This window comes from uncultured Parabacteroides sp. (genome assembly GCF_905196875.1).
Classification (GTDB): Bacteria; Bacteroidota; Bacteroidia; order Bacteroidales; family Tannerellaceae; genus Parabacteroides.
Genome location: NZ_CAJJWO010000026.1, coordinates 49,716 through 68,265 on the forward strand (window position 1 = coordinate 49,716; position 18,550 = coordinate 68,265).

Annotated in this window: 16 protein-coding genes; 7 read left to right on the forward strand and 9 right to left on the reverse strand. The window is 44.0% G+C overall.

Annotated elements, in window-relative coordinates; genetic code table 11:
• Positions 1–12: 12 nt before the first annotated feature.
• From QZ076_RS10745 to QZ076_RS10755, 3 genes are read right to left on the reverse strand one after another with little or no spacing between them, the layout of a single operon-like run.
• A complete protein-coding gene (locus QZ076_RS10745) occupies positions 13–579 on the reverse strand; it encodes a cob(I)yrinic acid a,c-diamide adenosyltransferase (RefSeq protein ID WP_293713267.1) in 567 nt (188 codons plus the stop codon).
• Between the two features lies 1 nt (position 580).
• Entirely contained in the window at positions 581–2,209 is a 1,629-nt protein-coding gene (locus QZ076_RS10750) for a flotillin family protein (RefSeq protein WP_293713269.1), read from the reverse strand.
• Positions 2,210–2,228: 19 nt separating this feature from the next.
• A complete protein-coding gene (locus QZ076_RS10755; RefSeq protein WP_293713271.1) occupies positions 2,229–2,723 on the reverse strand; it encodes a hypothetical protein in 495 nt (164 codons plus the stop codon).
• A 101-nt stretch (positions 2,724–2,824) separates the two neighbouring features.
• On the opposite strand from QZ076_RS10755, the gene QZ076_RS10760 reads away from it, so the two are divergent.
• Positions 2,825–3,532 carry a DNA alkylation repair protein gene (locus QZ076_RS10760; RefSeq protein WP_293713273.1) on the forward strand — a complete coding sequence of 236 codons (708 nt, stop codon included), beginning with the start codon at positions 2,825–2,827 and terminating at the stop codon, positions 3,530–3,532.
• Here QZ076_RS10760 and QZ076_RS10765 read toward each other — a convergent pair.
• Both QZ076_RS10765 and panB read right to left on the reverse strand, forming a co-directional pair.
• The gene (locus QZ076_RS10765; protein WP_293713274.1) at positions 3,525–4,856 is read right to left on the reverse strand and encodes a cobyrinate a,c-diamide synthase; all 1,332 of its coding nucleotides are present in this window, start codon (positions 4,854–4,856) and stop codon (positions 3,525–3,527) included. The two genes, QZ076_RS10760 and QZ076_RS10765, sit on opposite strands and share 8 nt — an antisense overlap.
• A 189-nt stretch (positions 4,857–5,045) precedes the next feature.
• Entirely contained in the window at positions 5,046–5,873 is an 828-nt protein-coding gene (panB, locus tag QZ076_RS10770; RefSeq protein WP_122352554.1) for a 3-methyl-2-oxobutanoate hydroxymethyltransferase, read from the reverse strand.
• 150 nt (positions 5,874–6,023) lie between these two features.
• Between panB and QZ076_RS10775 the strand changes: the two genes are divergently transcribed.
• From QZ076_RS10775 to QZ076_RS10785, 3 genes are all read left to right on the forward strand, one after another.
• A complete protein-coding gene (locus QZ076_RS10775; protein WP_293713275.1) occupies positions 6,024–6,539 on the forward strand; it encodes an outer membrane beta-barrel protein in 516 nt (171 codons plus the stop codon).
• Between the two features lie 165 nt (positions 6,540–6,704).
• The gene (locus tag QZ076_RS10780) at positions 6,705–7,781 is read left to right on the forward strand and encodes a GNAT family N-acetyltransferase (protein WP_293713276.1); all 1,077 of its coding nucleotides are present in this window, start codon (positions 6,705–6,707) and stop codon (positions 7,779–7,781) included.
• Positions 7,782–7,812: 31 nt separating this feature from the next.
• The gene (locus QZ076_RS10785; protein WP_293713277.1) at positions 7,813–8,280 is read left to right on the forward strand and encodes a hypothetical protein; all 468 of its coding nucleotides are present in this window, start codon (positions 7,813–7,815) and stop codon (positions 8,278–8,280) included.
• A 77-nt stretch (positions 8,281–8,357) separates the two neighbouring features.
• Here the strand turns inward: QZ076_RS10785 and QZ076_RS10790 are convergent, their stop codons facing one another.
• The 3 genes from QZ076_RS10790 to QZ076_RS10800 are packed head-to-tail and all read right to left on the reverse strand — an operon-like array spanning position 8,358 to position 11,205.
• Positions 8,358–9,314: an ABC transporter permease subunit gene (locus QZ076_RS10790; RefSeq protein WP_293713278.1), complete on the reverse strand. Its 957-nt coding sequence runs from the start codon at positions 9,312–9,314 to the stop codon at positions 8,358–8,360.
• Positions 9,307–10,047 carry an ABC transporter ATP-binding protein gene (locus QZ076_RS10795; protein WP_075557871.1) on the reverse strand — a complete coding sequence of 247 codons (741 nt, stop codon included), beginning with the start codon at positions 10,045–10,047 and terminating at the stop codon, positions 9,307–9,309. Before QZ076_RS10795 ends, QZ076_RS10790 begins: the two co-directional genes overlap by 8 nt.
• Positions 10,048–10,050: 3 nt before the next feature.
• Positions 10,051–11,205: an NEW3 domain-containing protein gene (locus QZ076_RS10800; RefSeq protein ID WP_293713279.1), complete on the reverse strand. Its 1,155-nt coding sequence runs from the start codon at positions 11,203–11,205 to the stop codon at positions 10,051–10,053.
• A 321-nt stretch (positions 11,206–11,526) separates the two neighbouring features.
• Between QZ076_RS10800 and QZ076_RS10805 the strand changes: the two genes are divergently transcribed.
• Positions 11,527–12,798: a phosphoglycerate kinase gene (locus tag QZ076_RS10805; RefSeq protein WP_293713280.1), complete on the forward strand. Its 1,272-nt coding sequence runs from the start codon at positions 11,527–11,529 to the stop codon at positions 12,796–12,798.
• A 161-nt stretch (positions 12,799–12,959) separates the two neighbouring features.
• Here QZ076_RS10805 and QZ076_RS10810 read toward each other — a convergent pair whose 3' ends face one another.
• Positions 12,960–14,063: a Gfo/Idh/MocA family oxidoreductase gene (locus QZ076_RS10810; protein WP_293713281.1), complete on the reverse strand. Its 1,104-nt coding sequence runs from the start codon at positions 14,061–14,063 to the stop codon at positions 12,960–12,962.
• 101 nt (positions 14,064–14,164) lie between these two features.
• Here QZ076_RS10810 and proS point away from each other — a divergent pair, with 101 nt between their 5' ends.
• The gene (proS, locus tag QZ076_RS10815; RefSeq protein ID WP_293713282.1) at positions 14,165–15,646 is read left to right on the forward strand and encodes a proline--tRNA ligase; all 1,482 of its coding nucleotides are present in this window, start codon (positions 14,165–14,167) and stop codon (positions 15,644–15,646) included.
• Between the two features lie 223 nt (positions 15,647–15,869).
• Positions 15,870–18,550, forward strand: a 2,681-nt coding sequence (locus tag QZ076_RS10820; RefSeq protein WP_293713283.1) for an alpha-L-rhamnosidase, incomplete at its 3' end; no start/stop codon positions are given.

The window sequence follows — 18,550 nt, forward strand, 5'->3', positions numbered from 1 at the left end:
CCTAAGGTCACCTTATTTTTTTCTCTTATACAAAAAAGATTGCCATCGCTCCTCGGTATGGTCCTGGCGGAACATCTCATACCGTGCCATCGTAAAGAGTAAATCCGACAAGCGATTAGTAAATTGAAGGATATTCTCTTCAACGGGATCTTGCCTGTTCAACGTCCACAAACGACGTTCGGCACGACGGACAATCGTGCGGGCCAGTTGCAGATGGGCGGAGATCAATGTGCCTCCCGGAAGGATGAAAAATCCGTTATCTTCCATCTGCGCAGTCAGGGCATCAATCTGCTGCTCACAGAAAAACACCAGATCTTCCGAAAGACTGTTCGGATTCTTATCACGGATAGCCGATGGGGTCGCTACATGCGACATAACCACCATCAGTTCCCGCTGTATTTTACCTAAGACATCCTGCCATTCATGTTCAGGAGGCAATAAAGCCCGCACGATACCGATTTGTGCATTCACTTCATCCAATGTACCGTTCGCTTCGATACGGATATCGTCTTTGTCTACCCGTTCGCCGCCGTGGATACCGGTACGGCCTTTATCTCCTCCTCTGGTATAAATTCTCATCTTACTTTTTTGTTGTATCTTTCTTTTCTTCTTTTTCTTCCGGATGTATGATTCCCTTTACAGTATCACCAATAGGCAATTTATCCAAGACTCCCAAACTCGGAGCCACTGTTTTAACTAATTGGTTAAGGAAATTACCGGTTGTACCCTGACCACCGTCAAAGACAGTAATATCACCCAGCTGAATATGTTCGAAGGCTTTCACCTGTTCGCCGGCAATTTCTTTCCATTGATCCACCATCTTGTACTGGATAGCGATAGCCGGATTCGATTCGGCAGCCTCAACCATCGCCTTGAAACCATCGGCTTCGGCAAGCAACGATTTCTTTTTACCTTCAGCTTCGGCTTCCAGTTTCATCTGAATCGCACGAGCTTCGGCTTCGGCCTGTGCCAATGTTGCCTTTGCTTTCGCTTCAGCTTCACGGATCATCTTTTCGGCAACTGCTTCAGCTTGTAGGATCGCTTCCTGACGGGCAATCTCGGCCGGCACGATCTTTTGTGCTTTCAGGGCAGATTCTACCTTTTTGGCTTTCGCTTCTTCCACCTCACGTTGTGCAATTTCGCGAGCTGCCTGTACAGAGGCTTCCGATTTGGCTGCTGCTTCACCTGCCTGTTTATTGGCCTCTGCTTGAGTTACGGCAAGTTCGGCATCTGACTTGGCCACTTCCTTGTTTGCTTCGTTTCGTCCTACGGCTGCTTTTCTTCCGGCATCGGCTTTCTTGATTTCCATATCGGAATTCAATTCGGCCACGCGGCTTTCTTTATCAGTGTTCGCTCTTTCGATATTGATATTCTTATCGGCTTCGGCACGGGCAACCTGCGATTCCTTTTCTGCATTGGCTACGGCAACCTGTGCGATACGCTCCTTATCCGCATTCGCCACAGAAATTTCCTGTTGTTTCTTGGTTTCAGCAATCGCAATGTCCTGATCTTTGCGCGTTTCGGCAACAGTCGTTTCACGTTCACGAATCTGGTTGGCAATCTTGATAGCACCCAGTTTTTCCTGTTCTTCGATATTTGCCTGAGCTTCGTTCAAAGCCTTGCTTTCCGCTTCTTTACCGAGGTTGACGATATAGTTGGCGGCATCACGGATATCACTGATGTTTATGTTCATCAGGTAAAGACCGAATTTGCGCAGTTCCGTATCGATATTGTCGCGTACCTTAGACAGGAATTTGTCACGGTCGGAGTTCAATTCCTCGATTGTCATGTCGGCGATAACCAGACGCATCTGACCGTATACGACATCGGTAATAAGGTTCTGTTTATCTTCCGGTTGCAACCCCAATAGACGTTCGGCTGCATTCTGCATCACTTCGGAGTCCGTACTGATCGCCACCGTAATGGTTGTCGGAACATCCACACGGATATTCTGGGCAGACAAGGCTCCGGTCAGCTTACAATCGATCTGAAGCGGTTTCATCGACAGGAATTCGTACCCCTGGATGATAGGCCAAACGAAGGCAGCACCACCATGATAGAGTTTGGCAGACTTCTCACCGGATGTCTTACCATACACCACCAACACTTCATCACTCTTACATTTGCGATAACGGGAAAGTATCCCGATAAAAGAAAGGATGATAACCACTACCAGAATGGCTACCATAATTAACATTTCCTGTGTCATAACTTAATCCTTGAGTTTGTTATTGTATATAAATTGTTCCTGATTCTACTTTGCAAATAATCGTACGGTCTCCGGTCTGATACTTCTTTCCCTCCAACGAACGGACTTCCACTTCACGGAGAGCCCCATTCTGAGCCACCTGTACGATGTAACGAATACCATCGTGTGCATAAATCGTACATTCCCGGCCAACAAGGGCTTCCGTCTTCTCCGGTTTATTCTCTTTCTGAAGCTGATAAGCCTTTTTATAAAGGAACCATAAGACGAAAACGAATGCCAATCCGATCAGGATACCGATCAGGAAAGTCGATATGGCTGTACTTTGAGCAATATACATATACCAACCGAAGCCGATACAAAAATGAGTAAAACCTTTGAATGATACGGCACTACTAAGATCTGCATCGATATCCGTATCTGTATCCAGGTCACCGAAAAAGATAGACATGATAAACTGTATCAGAAATATAGCTGAAGCAACTATTGCGATACCGAGAAAAATAGTATTGACCATGGTATGAATTATTAGTGTTCACGAAAATAAGGATTATTTCGATAAAACCGGCATATATAATAAAAATATGTATGTTTGCAGTAAATTATTAAGACGACCTTATGCGAACAATCATAGAAACAGTACAACAGGCACTCATTGAAAACATAGACGAAAAGACTCGTGGCAATGCCCAGAACTTCTTCAAGGAAAAGATTCTGTATCATGGTGTAAAGGTTCCTCTTGTCAACAAGATCAGTAAAGAGTTTTTCACGTCGATCAAAGAACTTCCTAAAAATGAAATCTTTTCTTTATGTGAGGCATTGTGGGAATCCGGTTATTCGGAGGAATCGTACATTGCCTGCAACTGGTCTTACTATATTTATACACAATACCAACCGGAAGACTTTACCGTATTTGAAAAATGGGTAAACTCGTATGTCAACAATTGGGCATCCTGCGACACACTATGCAATCATACGGTCGGAACATTTCTTGAAATGTATCCCGAATATATATCCCGTCTGAAAGAATGGGCACGGTCGGATAATCGCTGGACTAAACGGGCAGCGGCTGTCACCCTGATTATCCCCGCCAGAAAAGGTTTGTTCCTGCAAGATATTTTCGAGATAGCAGATATTCTCCTTTACGACCCGGACGATCTGGTACAAAAAGGATATGGCTGGATGCTGAAAGCTGCCAGCGAAGCTCATCAGGAAGAGGTATTCGATTATGTGATGTCGAAAAAAGCGACTATGCCCCGTACCTCATTAAGATATGCCATCGAGAAGATGCCCAAAGAACTGAAAGTACAGGCTATGGCTAAATAAGTCCGTTCAAATAGTCTATAAACCATTTATTATTCGTGCTGTCACCCCAATACAGGTGCGTATAACCTGCCAGCACGTTCTTATACCTGTAAAGTGGAGTATCGACAGAGGCTCCTTTTGCCGTTTGCGCGGTAGCAACTGATGCAAGATGTCCTTCACCGGGCAAGACACGGGAATAATGGAATTCGTGTCCTTTCATAATATAGTCTTTATAATGCAAGATACGATATCCCAGGCAAAGTTTCATCTGTTCCATAGTAGCCGACTGTTTGAACAAGCCAACCATCGGATAAACGGTTCCTTCTGCCGATCTTATCTCGTTGCATAAATACATCATCCCGCCACATTCTGCCAGCAGCTTCCCTCCTGCTTCCGCATACTGACGGATCGCCCGGAGCATGGACTGATTGGATGATAATTCAGACAGATATAGTTCCGGATAGCCTCCTGGCAAATAGACAAAATCAGACTCCGGCAATGTAGTATCTTTCAGAGGACTGAAAAAGGTAACTTTACCTAATCGATGCAACAACCGGATATTCTCTTCATAAGCAAAGCTGAAAGCGGCATCCCAGGCAATCGATATTCTTAAAGAAGACGGTGTAATCTCCCCTGATTGAGCAAGAAGATGAGAGGCAGATGCATCAGGTTGATAAGCCGTCAGTTCCAAAAGCCGGTCTATATCGACATGATTTTCTACCAATTCGGCTACACGATCGGCAAACGTATCGAAACAAAATGCCTCATCTAATGATAAACCCAAATGGCGACTAGGAATCTCTACATCCGCTTGTTTAGGAAGATATCCTAATGCTTCCACCCCGGCATCAAGACATGCCTGCTTCAGGAAAGAATAATGGTTCTCCGAAGCGACAAAATTGAAAACCGCTCCAACCAGATTAAGTTCTTTATGGAAGTTTTTGAATCCATATAATAATGGAGCGACAGAGTAAGCCGTACTCTTTGCATTGACAATCAGTATGACCGGAATACCCAACAGACCGGCTATTTCAGCACTACTGCCTTTCATTCCGTCGTATCCGTCAAAAAGCCCCATCACTCCTTCAGTCACTGCATAATCGGCTTCGGAAGTATAATACCGATACAGCTCCTTTATATGTTGCTCCGACATCATGAAACTATCCAGATTTACAGAAGGAGAACCGGCGGCCATCTTATGGTGGCGTGTATCGATATAATCCGGTCCGCATTTAAAGGGTCTGACTTCCCCTCCCCGGTTCTTCAATGCCCGAAGTAGTCCGAGTGTAAATGTTGTCTTCCCACTTCCCGAAGAAGCGGCTCCTATTAAAAGGTGAGATTTCATGATCTATAAGATGTTTATCAATAATAAAGGGAAGGTTTTATGCTAAACTAACAATTCTGCCACTAGGATGGCAGAGCCCTGCCGCTGTAATGGCAATGTTCTGCCATTCTAGTGGCAGACATTTGCCATCACACTGGCAAAACAGAATCAACAGCACGAAACACGTGCTTCTTATAAGTTCAATCAGTATTAATACTGCTCTTTTTCATTCGGGAAATCCTGTGTCTTCACATCCTCGATGTAAGCTTGTACAGCACGAGTGATTTCTTCACCGATATTAGCATATCTACGAAGGAAGCGCGGAGAGAATCCCATGTTGATACCCAGCATATCATGCATAACCAAAACCTGTCCGTCTACACCTCCACCGGCACCTATACCAATAATAGGAATAGTCAGCTCAGAAGCGACACGAGCAGCCAGGTCTGCCGGAATCTTTTCCAACACGATGGCAAAACAGCCGATCTCTTCCAACAGATGTGCATCATCAATCAGCTTCTGTGCTTCAGCCTCTTCACGGGCACGAACTGTATAAGTACCGAATTTATTAATAGACTGCGGAGTCAAACCCAAATGTCCCATTATAGGTATACCTGCACAAAGGATGCGTTCAATAGATTCTCTTATTTCACTTCCTCCCTCCAGTTTAATACAATCAGCATGTGTTTCCTTCATGACACGGATAGCGGAAGCCAAAGCCTCTTTCGAATTACCCTGATAGGTACCGAAAGGCAGATCTACTACTACCAATGCACGATTAACGGCTTTCATAACAGATTTACCATGATAAATCATTTGGTCCAGTGTTATAGGAAGCGTTGTTACATTTCCGGCCATCACATTTGATGCTGAATCGCCGACCAGGATAACATCCATACCTGCCTGATCGATCAGTTTAGCCATTGAATAATCGTAAGCTGTCAACATGGATATTTTTTCTCCACGTTGTTTCATTTCCATCAGGCGATGTGTAGTCACCTTTCTAGTATCATCTAAATCCCTCTTTGCAACTGACATAATGCTTTTTTATTAATTGTTACGGTGGCAAAGTTAAGGATATTCTGTAATAAGCAAGACAAACAATAAAATATTTATGCCGTACAACATATGTTTATTTTTGTTTATCTTTGCGCCCGTTTACATTTAACGTTTAAAATACAAGCTAAGATGAAAAAGTTGATTTTTACTTTGGTGGTTGCATTTATGGCAATCATCAGTGCTGATGCACAGGTTTATGTAGGTGGTTCTTTCAATCTGACTCACAATGGAAACTCAGATGAAACACAGTTTTCTATCGCTCCGGAAGTTGGTTATCATCTGACTGAAAATTGGGCTATCGCTGCCGAAATCGGTTATTCTCATTTTAAAATAGATGGAGTAAAAGGGAATGCTTTCCACTTCGCTCCTTATGCCCGCTACTCTTTCTTCGAAAAAGGAATCGTTCGTTTGTTCGTTGATGGTGGTGTAGGAGTTTCTACTTATATAAAGAAGCATGGTAACAATGTCAACGGTTTCGAAGTTGGTGTCAAGCCAGGTATTGCTATTGAAATCTGCGAACATCTGTCATTCGTTACCAAATACGGATTTGCTGGTTACCGCGATGATTACAAATATGGCAACAGCGTATCCGGTATCAGCCTAAGTTCAGAAGACCTGACATTCGGTTTCCACTACGAATTTTAGGCTATCTCCAAAAGTGTTTCACCCTAATGAAACAGTTGTTCCACCTAGGAGAAACAGTTGTTTCATTAGGGTGAAACACTTTTTACCCCCAAGACACATTCTTTCCCCAAAACATCCGCCAGTCCAAAACATTCCGTATATTTGTGTCTTTTGAAAGGGGAATATATGGACAACAAAAATATCACATCTAACTTACAATTCCGAAAGGCCGAAGAAGCAGACCTCGAACGTATCTGGGTCATTATCGGACAAGCCAAAGCACAAATGCGCCAGCTGGGTAGCCATCAGTGGGATGAACATTATCCGACCTTCGAAACAATCCAGCAAGATATAGAAACTGGAAACGGCTATGTTTTCTGCAAAGGAAATACGGTTGTGGCATACGGTGTTATCTCCTTCGACGGAGAGCCGGTCTACAATGACATTGATGGACAATGGACGAATGAATTACCTTATATGATTGTCCACCGTTTGGCTGTTGCCGATGAAATGAAACATCAGGGAATGGCTAAGCGTTTTATGCTGGAAGCCGAAGAGGTCAGTCGTCAGAAAGGAATCTATAACTTCCGCGTCGATACAAATTATGACAATGAATATATGCTTCACCTGATCGATTCGCTGGGATTCCAATATACAGGAGAGGTTCGTTACAGAGGTAATAATATAAGGAAAGCGTTCGAGAAATGTATTTATCCTTATGCCTCGTCTTTCGGAGTTCCGGGCTACACTATCCGTGAAGCTATTTATGAAGATGCCGGAATCATTTTCGATGCAATAGATAAAAACCGCGACGACTTACGGACCTGGTTACCTTTTGTCGATGGCCTGAAAAGTGTTGGCGATGAACAAGCCTTCCTTTCCTCATCGTTACAGGTGCCGTATGAAGAACGGGATATCGTATATATGATTGAAAAAGGGAAAAATATTTGCGGACTGATCGGTTTTCATTTCTCAGACCGCGCCAACCATCGTACGGAAATAGGTTATTGGCTACTTCCTGAATACAGAGGAAAAGGTCTTGTTACCCGGGCCGTACATCACCTATGCCTGTTAGCTTTCTTTGAAAAAGGTTTCAATCGTATCCAAATAAGATGTGCCGTAGGCAATGCAGCCAGCAATGCCATTCCCCAACGCTTAGGATTCAAGCAAGAAGGTACGGAACGCGACGGCGAACTTTTAATAAACGGTGAATACACAGATATTAATGTATATAGTATCTTGAAAAAGGATATTGCAGAATAAATAATCAAAAACAGAGATATTCAATTTATTTATGGAACAAGAAATTCAATTAAACGAGCACAACAAAGCCGAGTATCCACCTATGCACACAGCCGAACATATTCTTAACCAGACGATGGTCCGGATGTTCGGTTGTCCCCGTTCCAGGAATGCCCATATAGAAAGAAAAAAGAGCAAGTGCGATTATGAATTAACAGAAGCGCCTACTGCAGAAATGATGGCAGAAGTAGAACGACGGATAAACGAAGTGATAAATCAACATCTACCTGTAACAATCGACTTTATCCCTAAATCGGAAGCCGGTGCCATTGTCGATCTCAGCAAATTACCGGAAGAAGCCAGCGATACACTACGCATCGTTCGTGTTGGTGATTACGATGCTTGTGCATGCATTGGCGCCCACGTCGGCAATACCTCCGAAATAGGACGGTTCAAACTGCTGAATTATGATTATGCAGACGGAAGATTACGCCTGCGCTTTAAGCTGGAAGCCATATAACGAAAAGATAGATATACAATGAATAAAGAAAGGCTCTCATCCCTACATCGGATAAGAGCCTTTTCTAATTTATCAAATTACCGGGAACGAACTTCTCTCCTCATAAAAGACAAATATGATAAAGCGAAACAAACAACCGTCGCCGCAATCAGCCCGGTCAATTGCGGCCAGACAACCATCAGGCTCTGTCCTAAAGGCAACGGACTGGGAATAGCTCCATGAACCTGCTCCATAGTCAACGGCCCCAGACTTCTGACAGAAGGCATCAGCAATGTGGTCGTTGCGTCACTGAACAACTGGCTCGGTGCAAAACGTAACAGATTAAGCATAAAGCGCTGGTAATTGATTATCTGATAATCGCTGGCAAATCCGGAAGGACTGAGTGCTTTTCCTATCAAATTAATGATCATATTATAAAAAACACTGAAAAACAACCAGATCGCCACACAGGCCAATGCAGAAGTCGCCGCCTGACGGAATTGTATGGAAAAGAATATCGACAAATTCAGCCAGAAGGCTACATAGAAGATACTAACAATAATAAAGAACACCATCCTTAGAAACTCTTCTGCCGTTGGCGGAATACCGATAGCAATCAATCCAAAGCCCATAACCAGAAAGCCTAACGAGAACAGCATAATCGCTATCACGATCAGAGCTCCCACAAACTTCGCATTGATCAGATAATCCCGATGAATCGGCTGTGACAGGATACGGCTAAGCGTACCTCTGTTTTGCTCCGAATTGATCGCATCGAATCCGAGGGCGATTCCTAACAATGGCCCTAAAAAGCTGATAAATACGACAAAGGAGGGCAACGTTCCATCTGATACGGTAAACAGCTTCAGAAACAAGAATGCATTATCCGGATCATTCGGTTTAATAGAAGCACCGATATTAGTAAGGGCTGTGTACAACGATCCCATACAAGTCAACGCTATAATGACGATCAGAATAATAAACCGCCAGCTTCTCACATGGTCAGAAACTTCCTTGTTTACAATTACCCAAAAAGGATGATATATTCTATTCATGATCTTTACCTCCTTCGAAATAACGATTATAAATATGTTCGAGCGCATGTTCTTCTTTTTGTAACTCGGCCAGTCTGATATCAGCCAGTAGTTTACCACCGCTAAATAACCCAACCCGGTTACAAACCTGCTGAACCTGGTCCAGATGATGAGAAGAGAATAAGACCGTCAACCCATCCTCATGGCTCAACTGATGAATTAAATCCATAAATTCGCGTACACCGGACGGATCTATTCCCGATGTCGGTTCATCCAGAATAATTACTTCCGGCTCTTTTATCAACACATCGGCCAGTCCCAGACGCTGACGCATACCCCGGGAATATTTCCCGGCTTTCTTCTTTCCTTCATTAGTCAACCCTACCCTGTCTAGTAGCTGCTCCGCTTTCTGTATCGCTTCGCTTTTGGGAATACCGTTCAGCTGAGCCGTGTAAACCAGGTTCTCTATTCCGGTCATATCATCATAAAAACCTACATCTTCGGGTAGATAACCGACTTTCCTTTTCACCTCTATCGGATGGGTAGTCGAATCTATACCACAGACCTTTACTGACCCGGAAGTAGGTTCGGTCAGTCCGAGCATCATCAGGATAGTTGTTGATTTACCCGCACCATTAGGACCAAGCAAACCAAATATATCACCTTTCTCAACAGTGAGATTCAAATCATTCACTGCTGTAAAACCTCCGTACTTCTTTGTCAAGCCGGTTAGTTCGATAACATGCTGGCACATGGCTTACCTCCTTCCGTATTTGCGGAACAGATAATACACACCACCTAATACTACCACTATAATAAATACACCGACCCATCCCCAGACCATCGGGGTCTTTACGGAGATACGGAAATCTGCAGTAGCATTAACTTCCGGCGTCTTTGCTTCCATTTTTGTAACATAATCGCCCGGAAGCGCCTTTTTGGAAGCTTTTACGATAGCCACCACATTTGTACTCTGTCCTGCCCCCAGTTTTACGACCTTGGCCGGATCGAAAGAGACTTCCCAGTCTACCGGTTTGCTTGCTGAAAATGTTACATCTTTCAACTCACCGGAACCGTTATTTTTTACTACCAGATCTATCCGCTTGGTATCGCCGGCCGTTATATCCGAACTAAGCAATCCCCTCGGTGTCGTCAGTTCCATTTCATAGGAACCGGTGATGACTACTTCCAGTTCCAGATCGGCAGAAGTAGAACCCGTCGATGCATGAACGGGGATTTTATAAGTTCCTGCTGCTACATTTGCCGGAGGATTTATATCAATCGTAATATTCTGCGTAGCATTGGGTTCCACCTGGGCAGAAGTAGCTTGTTTGTAGTTAGGCTTGAAAACAACATTCCATCCACGCTGCACATCTGCCGTCAGGGCATAAAGTTGTTGTTCCGCAGTACGGTTCTTGATCGTTGCATTAAAGGTAAAAGTAGATTTGGAGTTACCCTCCATATTCGGCTGAGTTGTTGTAAAATCAGTCTGATAAGTTCCCTGCTTGGAAACAGTGATGCTAAGCGGAAGTTTTGCCATGCCATCGGCCAAAACCGTAAAATGATAAGTCCCCTTATTCACTTTCACCGGCACTTCCACTTTCAGGGAAAAATTCTTCTTCTCATCCGGTAGAACCGAAAGCTGGCTGATCGAATATCCTCCGGACTTTACTTCATAACTCCACCCCCGAGGCATTCCCTCGACAGAGATAGTCGCGTTCTTCACTTCGTCACTCTTGTTAATGACGTCAATACTGTAATCGATCGACTCCCCCGGCGGAACCGCTATCTTTGTGTAGGGAGTGTACAACATCACGCTCTTTTCAGAATCATCAGCGTGAACTTTACTACAAGGGATTATTCCCAATAACAGTACAAATAATAGGTTTAAACAGTTAATTTGCATTTTCATAATGATTTTTATAGAGTATACAAAAATGATTACTTATTAGCCGGGGCAAATATATATACAGAGAGTATTAGATACTTTTAAAAGAATTAAAAAAAAACTATCGTACAAACATTTCCTTTCCTAATCCGGTAAAGTTCTGTTATGGATGCGATAACCAACGAAGCTTTCCTATACATTATATATAGATACCCCCCAAAGAAGCCATTTGTATGCTAAACAGACCGAATTATTCTGCAAATGTAACATTGAAATAAAATATTTTTATGTAAGTTTGCGAGCGCTAAGAAAGACATTTTATACAGAAATTTAAATACAAGAGTTATGCAATCAATTGACAATTTCAATTTTGCCGGCAAAAAGGCATTTGTAAGAGTTGACTTCAACGTTCCATTGGACGAAAACTTCAACATCACAGACGACACTCGTATTCGTGCCGCTCTTCCTACTCTTAAGAAGATCCTGGCAGACGGTGGCAGTGTAATCATAGGTTCTCACCTGGGCCGTCCGAAAGGCGTTACTGATAAATTTTCACTGAAACATATTTTGGGTCGTGTATCTGAATTACTGGGCGTAGAAGTTCAGTTTGCTAACGACTGTATTGGTGAAGAAGCTGGCGCTAAGGCTGCTGCTCTGCAACCGGGCGAAGCTTTATTGCTGGAAAACCTTCGTTTCTATGCTGAAGAAGAAGGCAAACCGAGAGGTCTGGCAGAAGATGCAACAGACGACGAAAAGAAAGCTGCTAAAAAAGCAGTAAAAGAAAGCCAGAAAGAATTCACTAAGAGATTGGCTTCTTATGCTGACTGCTATGTAAACGATGCATTCGGTACTGCTCACCGTGCTCACGCTTCTACGGCGCTGATCGCTGATTACTTCGATGCCGACCACAAAATGTTCGGTTACCTGATGGAAAAAGAAGTAAAAGCTGTAGAAAAAGTAATGAACGACATCGCTCGTCCGTTTACTGCTATCATGGGTGGTTCTAAAGTTTCTTCTAAAATCGAAATCATCGAAAACCTGCTGAACAAGGTAGATAACCTGATCGTAACAGGTGGTATGACTTATACTTTCACTAAGGCTCAGGGGGGCAAGATCGGTAACTCTATCGTTGAAGACGATAAACTGGATCTGGCTCTCGACCTGATGAAGAAAGCAAAAGAAAAAGGTGTAAACTTGGTATTGGCTGTCGACGCTAAGATCGCTGACGCTTTCAGTAACGACGCTAACACTAAATATGCTAACGTTAACGAAATTCCTGACGGATGGGAAGGTCTTGACATCGGCCCTAAGACTATCGAAATCTACGCTGACGTTATCAAAAAATCTAAGACTATCCTTTGGAACGGTCCTACAGGCGTATTCGAATTCGAAAACTTCACTGATGGTTCTCGTGCAGTAGGTAACGCTATCGTTGAAGCTACTAAGAACGGTGCATTCTCTCTTGTTGGTGGTGGCGACTCTGTTGCCTGCGTTAACAAGTTCGGTATTGCAAGCGAAGTATCTTATGTATCTACAGGTGGTGGTGCTTTGCTGGAAGCTATCGAAGGAAAAGTCCTGCCAGGTATCGCAGCTGTTAAAGGCGAACCGTATAAATAAGAAGTATTTTCTTATTAAATAAAGAAGGCTGTCAGAAATGAATCGGACAGCCTTTATTTATTTTATTTCCTTCCGATGCCACAAAAGTTTCATAGGCATGAAACTTTTGTTTCTCTAAGGTGAAACAGTTGTTTCATGCCTATGAAACTAATTAAAAACAACTATTTAAAACGAACCGGATTCCCGCTTTTGGCACTCTTGATAGCAGACTCTAATATTTCAACAACAATCAAATTGTTTTCCAATGCCGACAGATCGGTCGGAGCAATCTCAACCTCACCGCGCACGGCCGCTTTCAGATAATAAAAAGAGTCATTGTAGGGAGCTTTCAATGGTGAAGGCTGTACCGTTTCCTCTTTGCGATCAGTGTAGATACGCATAGAAGTCGGTGTATCCTGATAAATATATCCTTTACTACCATAAATATGCATATCTTTCCGTCCTTTCGGCCAGTTCCACGATCCCATAACCTGTACAACAGCAGACGGATATTCAAGAATGATTGTCGCATCATCGTCTACTTTCGGATATTTATCCGGCTTAAACTGTTTCAGAACGGCATACACACTTTCAGGCTTCTCTCCATTCATCAACCAAGTTGTCAGATTAGCGCCATAGCAACCAAAGTCGATCACAGCACCTCCCCCATTCAGTTTCGGATCGGTCAGCCAATCTGTAAATTCTTTTCCACAACCGATCTCGATAGGGCCTTCATGGCCGTCATAGACCTCTATACGGTTTATCTTTCCGATCGTATTCTCCTCCTTTATAAGACGATAAGCCTCATGATTGGTGTTATACCAGGTCGTTTCATAGTTAGTAAGCAGCAGGGTATTATTCTTACGCGCCAGTTCGGCCATCCGGTTTGCATGCTCTATATTTACGGCTAAAGGTTTCTCTACCATCACATGCACGCCACGCGGTGCACAGGCTTCTACCACCGACAAATGATCGAAAATGGAGCCGTAAGCAACCACGACTTCCGGTTTCACCTTATCCAGCATTTCTCCCAGGTCGGCATAGAAAAGGGAAGCATCGAGCTTCTTCCGCAACGGATTATTTTCCCTTAACGGTTTGTCGGGTTCAGCAACGCCGACAACTTCAAAATCACCTCTGTCCATACGAACAATCACTTCATGAAGATGTGCGTGCGATACCCCGGCGACGGCCAGACGAAGCGGTTTCTGACTTTGGGCATTAAGCAGAAAAGGGATACACACTAACATTACAAGTACAACTGTACTCAAAATTCTACGTATTCTCATGGTCTATATAATAAGAATTGTTTATGACAAAGATATAAATATTTTTGTACCTTTGCCCCTCATAAAAATAAGAATAGATAACATATATAACAATAAAGAAGATGGCAAAAGAGCTGAAAGAACTGACTAAGAGAAGTGAAAACTACTCCCAGTGGTACCAGGATCTGGTTATTAAGGCGGATTTAGCAGAGAATTCTGCTGTACGTGGCTGTATGGTTATCAAACCTTACGGATACGCTATTTGGGAAAAAATGCAACGTATTCTTGACGATATGTTCAAGGAAACAGGACACGTAAACGCTTACTTCCCGCTGTTGATCCCGAAATCATTCTTAAGCAAAGAAGCCGAACACGTGGAAGGTTTCGCCAAGGAATGTGCAGTTGTTACACACTATCGTCTGAAAACAAATCATGACGGAACAGGTGTAGTTGTCGACCCGGCTGCTAAATTGGAAGAAGAACTGATCATTCGCCCGACATCAGAAACAATTATTTGGAATACATACCGTAACTGGATCCAGTCTTATCGCGACCTGCCTATCTTATGTAACCAGTGGGCAAACGTAATGCGTTGGGAAATGCGTACCCGTCTGTTCCTTCGTACTGCCGAATTCCTATGGCAGGAAGGGCATACAGCTCACGCAACCCGCGAAGAAGCAGAGATCGAAGCAAAGAAGATGCAGGAAGTATATGCAAACTTTGCTGAAAACTATATGGCTATGCCGGTCGTAAAGGGCGTAAAGTCTGCCAGTGAACGTTTTGCAGGAGCTTTGGATACCTATACGATCGAAGCCATGATGCAGGACGGAAAAGCCTTACAGGCAGGTACTTCCCACTTCCTGGGACAGAACTTCGGTAAAGCATTCGACGTTACTTTCATCGACAAAGAAGGTAAAAGCGACTACGCATGGGCTACCTCATGGGGCGTTTCAACCCGCCTGATCGGTGCGCTTATCATGTCTCACTCAGACGATAATGGTTTGGTATTGCCTCCGCACCTCGCTCCTATCCAGGTTGTAATTATTCCGATCTACCGCAACGACGAACAGTTGGCACAGATCAGCGAAAAGGTGAGCAGTATCGTAGCCAAGCTGAAAAAGATGGGTATTTCCGTTAAGTTCGACGATGCAGATAATAAGAAACCGGGATGGAAGTTTGCAGAATATGAACTGAAAGGTCTCACAGTACGTCTGGCTATGGGTGGACGTGACCTGGAAAACAATACGATCGAAGTAATGCGTCGCGATACATTGGAAAAAGAAACCATCACGTGCGACGGCATCGAAGAATACGTACAGAACCTGTTGGAAGAAATCCAGCAGAACATCTTCCAGAAAGCATTCGACCATCGCGCAGCCTGCACGATTACAGTCGATACTTACGAAGAATTCAAAGAAAAGATCGAAGAAGGCCTCTTCATCATGGCTCACTGGGACGGTACTCCGGAAACAGAAGAGTTGATCAAAAACGAAACAAAAGCAACTATCCGTTGTATCCCTCTGGAAGGAGACAAGACACCGGGTAAATGTATGGTTACCGGCAAACCTTCCGCACAACGCGTATTGTTTGCACGAGCTTACTAAGCAATAATACTAAAATATGAAAAGCGGTAAATAACTTTGGGAGACAAGGTGTTTTACCGCTTTTTTATATTCACACAGAAAAGGATTCTAGCTTTCATTCCTTGTTATATCATTTTACATAGAATAAATATCAAAATTCAAACTCTGCTCAATATCCAAAACTCTAATTTTGTAGAAAGATAACTATATACTTTTATTCTATCATAACTTAATACAAATACAGATGAAAACAACCTTATTTTCCTTATTGGCCGCTTTAGTTTTCATACTGGCAGGATGTACATCCAGTCAAACGGTCGATATAAAAGACCTCCGGGTTGAAATGAAAGAGAATCCGGTCGGTATCGGAGTAGCACAACCCCGCTTTATGTGGAAAATCTCTTCCGGATCTCCAGATCTTATCCAGACCTCGTATCAGATACAGGTTGCCGAATCTCCGGAGAATCTAAACAACGGAAAAGATTTAGTTTGGGATAGTGGAGAGATTAAAAGCGACGACTCCGTACAGATCCCTTACGCAGGAAGCCCGCTACAATCCCGCAAACAATACTTCTGGCATGTTAAGGCGAACACCAACCAGGGTACCACCGATTGGAGTAAAACAAACTCTTGGTCGATGACACTCGCCCCATCCGATTGGAAAGCGACGTGGATCGGAGAAAACAAACTGTCCAATGCCGGAGAAACAAATGAAGGCAAAACCCGTCTTGCCGCGCGCTATCTCCGTAAAGAGTTCGTTGCAGACAAACCTATTCAGAGAGCCGTCTTATACATTTCAGGTCTCGGTTTCTCCGAGTCTTACATCAACGGAAAACTCGTTAGCGAAGATATTTTTGCACCCGGACCATCCTGGTATCCTAACCGGGTATATTATAATGTGTATGATGTAGCCGATCTATTGTCGAAGGATAAAAACACGATCGGTATCACCTTAGGTAACGGACGCTATTTCGGCATGAGAGATAAACAGGAAACTTTACCTTCTTTATTCGCACAGTTGGAGATCGAGTATGCCGACGGTTCGCAGTCAATCATTATCAGTGACACCTCCTGGAAAGTAACCTCCAAAGGTCCTATCGTTGCCAACAACGAATTCGACGGGGAAGAATACGATGCACGACTGGAACTGAGCGGATGGAATAAGAACGGTTTCGACGATTCCAAATGGCAAACGGCAGATGTTATGGCCACACCTCCGGGGAAACTAACCGTACAAGCCAACCCGAACCTTCGCATCCAGGAAGAAATCAAACCCGTCAGCATCACCGAAAGACCGGATGGTAAATACATGATCGATATGGGACAGAACATGGTCGGCAGACTGGCTATCAACCTGAAAGGGAAGAAAGACCAACCTATCACGATGAAATTTGCCGAGATACTGAAAGAAGACGGTTCACTTTACCTGGACAACCTGCGTAGCGCTAATGTCTTCGATATCTATACACCGGCACAGGACGGTAATTTCAGTTGGGAACCGATATTCGTTTATCACGGATTTCGTTTTGTAGAGATCTCAGGACTCGATTATAAACCGGAGTTAAACGCCTTCACCGGGAAAGTGATCTACGATGAAATGAAAACAACCGGAAAGTTTGAAACTTCCGACCCGCTGGTTAATCAGATCTATAAAAACGCCTATTGGGGTATTCGCGGCAACTATCGGGGAATGCCGACCGACTGTCCGCAACGCGACGAACGCCATGGCTGGCTAGGTGACCGTGTAACCGGTGCTTACGGAGAAGCTTTCATCTTCAACAATGCCCTGCTCTATAACAAATGGTTGCAGGATATCGAAGACTCTCAAAGTCCCGAAGGAAGTATTTCCGACGTATCCCCCCGCTATTGGACCATATACAACGACGATGTCACCTGGCCTGCCGCCTACTTCTATGTGGCCAACCTGTTATATCGCCAATATGGCGACAAGAGTGGTATTATCAGACACTACCCGTCCATGAAACGCTGGATGCAGCATATCGAACAAACGGCCATGAAGGATTATATCATCGTAAAAGACACATACGGCGACTGGTGTATGCCCCCGGAATCGCAGGAGTTGATCCATTCGCAAGATCCGGCCCGTAAAACCGACGGTGCGATCCTCTCTACCAGCATGTATTATAGCTTATTGAACATGATGAGTGAATTTGCTCAAATCTGCGGACAAGATAACGATATCCCTGCATACCGTGAACTTGCAGCTAAGATGAAAGAGGCTTACAATACAAAATTCTTCAATCCGGAAATCGCCCAATATGGCAACAACACCGTTACAGCCAACATATTGTCATTACGTCTCGGTCTTGTACCGGAAGGATACAGAGAAAAAGTCTTTGCCAACATCGTAAAGAAAACCGAAGAAGACTTCGGAGGCCACGTAAGCACCGGTGTTCTGGGTATCCAACACCTGATGCGCGGCCTGACTGAATACGGCCGGGTAGATATGGCCTGGAAGATCGCCACCAACGATACCTACCCCAGCTGGGGTTATATGGTGAAGAAAGGTGCCACCACCATCTGGGAATTATGGAACGGAGACACAGCTGATCCAGCCATGAACTCTGCTAACCATGTCATGTTACTGGGCGACCTGATCATCTGGTACTACGAAGACCTGGTAGGAATTAAATCCGCTCCGGAATCGATCGCTTATAAGAAACTGATCATGGCTCCCGTATTCCCCGAAGGGTTAAACTCAGTATCTGCGGCCTATGAGTCCGTTTACGGAGAGATCACAAGTGCCTGGAAGAAAGAAAACGGTACTTTCAGTTGGGATATCACAATCCCGGGTAATACTTCTGCGGTAGTACGTATACCCAAAGAATTCCAAATCAAACAATCCAACCAGCCGGGAATCCGGAAAGTGAGCGACACCGCCACCTACACGGAAATCGAGATCGG

What these genes read in the sequence shown, in the direction of transcription:
- QZ076_RS10745 (WP_293713267.1), bottom strand. Translation starts at nt 579, where the DNA reads ATGAGAATTTATACCAGAGGAGGAGATAAAGGCCGTACCGGTATCCAC.
- QZ076_RS10750 (WP_293713269.1), bottom strand. Translation starts at nt 2,209, where the DNA reads ATGACACAGGAAATGTTAATTATGGTAGCCATTCTGGTAGTGGTTATC.
- QZ076_RS10755 (WP_293713271.1), bottom strand. Translation starts at nt 2,723, where the DNA reads ATGGTCAATACTATTTTTCTCGGTATCGCAATAGTTGCTTCAGCTATA.
- QZ076_RS10760 (WP_293713273.1), top strand. Translation starts at nt 2,825, where the DNA reads ATGCGAACAATCATAGAAACAGTACAACAGGCACTCATTGAAAACATA.
- QZ076_RS10765 (WP_293713274.1), bottom strand. Translation starts at nt 4,856, where the DNA reads ATGAAATCTCACCTTTTAATAGGAGCCGCTTCTTCGGGAAGTGGGAAG.
- panB (WP_122352554.1), bottom strand. Translation starts at nt 5,873, where the DNA reads ATGTCAGTTGCAAAGAGGGATTTAGATGATACTAGAAAGGTGACTACA.
- QZ076_RS10775 (WP_293713275.1), top strand. Translation starts at nt 6,024, where the DNA reads ATGAAAAAGTTGATTTTTACTTTGGTGGTTGCATTTATGGCAATCATC.
- QZ076_RS10780 (WP_293713276.1), top strand. Translation starts at nt 6,705, where the DNA reads ATGGACAACAAAAATATCACATCTAACTTACAATTCCGAAAGGCCGAA.
- QZ076_RS10785 (WP_293713277.1), top strand. Translation starts at nt 7,813, where the DNA reads ATGGAACAAGAAATTCAATTAAACGAGCACAACAAAGCCGAGTATCCA.
- QZ076_RS10790 (WP_293713278.1), bottom strand. Translation starts at nt 9,314, where the DNA reads ATGAATAGAATATATCATCCTTTTTGGGTAATTGTAAACAAGGAAGTT.
- QZ076_RS10795 (WP_075557871.1), bottom strand. Translation starts at nt 10,047, where the DNA reads ATGTGCCAGCATGTTATCGAACTAACCGGCTTGACAAAGAAGTACGGA.
- QZ076_RS10800 (WP_293713279.1), bottom strand. Translation starts at nt 11,205, where the DNA reads ATGAAAATGCAAATTAACTGTTTAAACCTATTATTTGTACTGTTATTG.
- QZ076_RS10805 (WP_293713280.1), top strand. Translation starts at nt 11,527, where the DNA reads ATGCAATCAATTGACAATTTCAATTTTGCCGGCAAAAAGGCATTTGTA.
- QZ076_RS10810 (WP_293713281.1), bottom strand. Translation starts at nt 14,063, where the DNA reads ATGAGAATACGTAGAATTTTGAGTACAGTTGTACTTGTAATGTTAGTG.
- proS (WP_293713282.1), top strand. Translation starts at nt 14,165, where the DNA reads ATGGCAAAAGAGCTGAAAGAACTGACTAAGAGAAGTGAAAACTACTCC.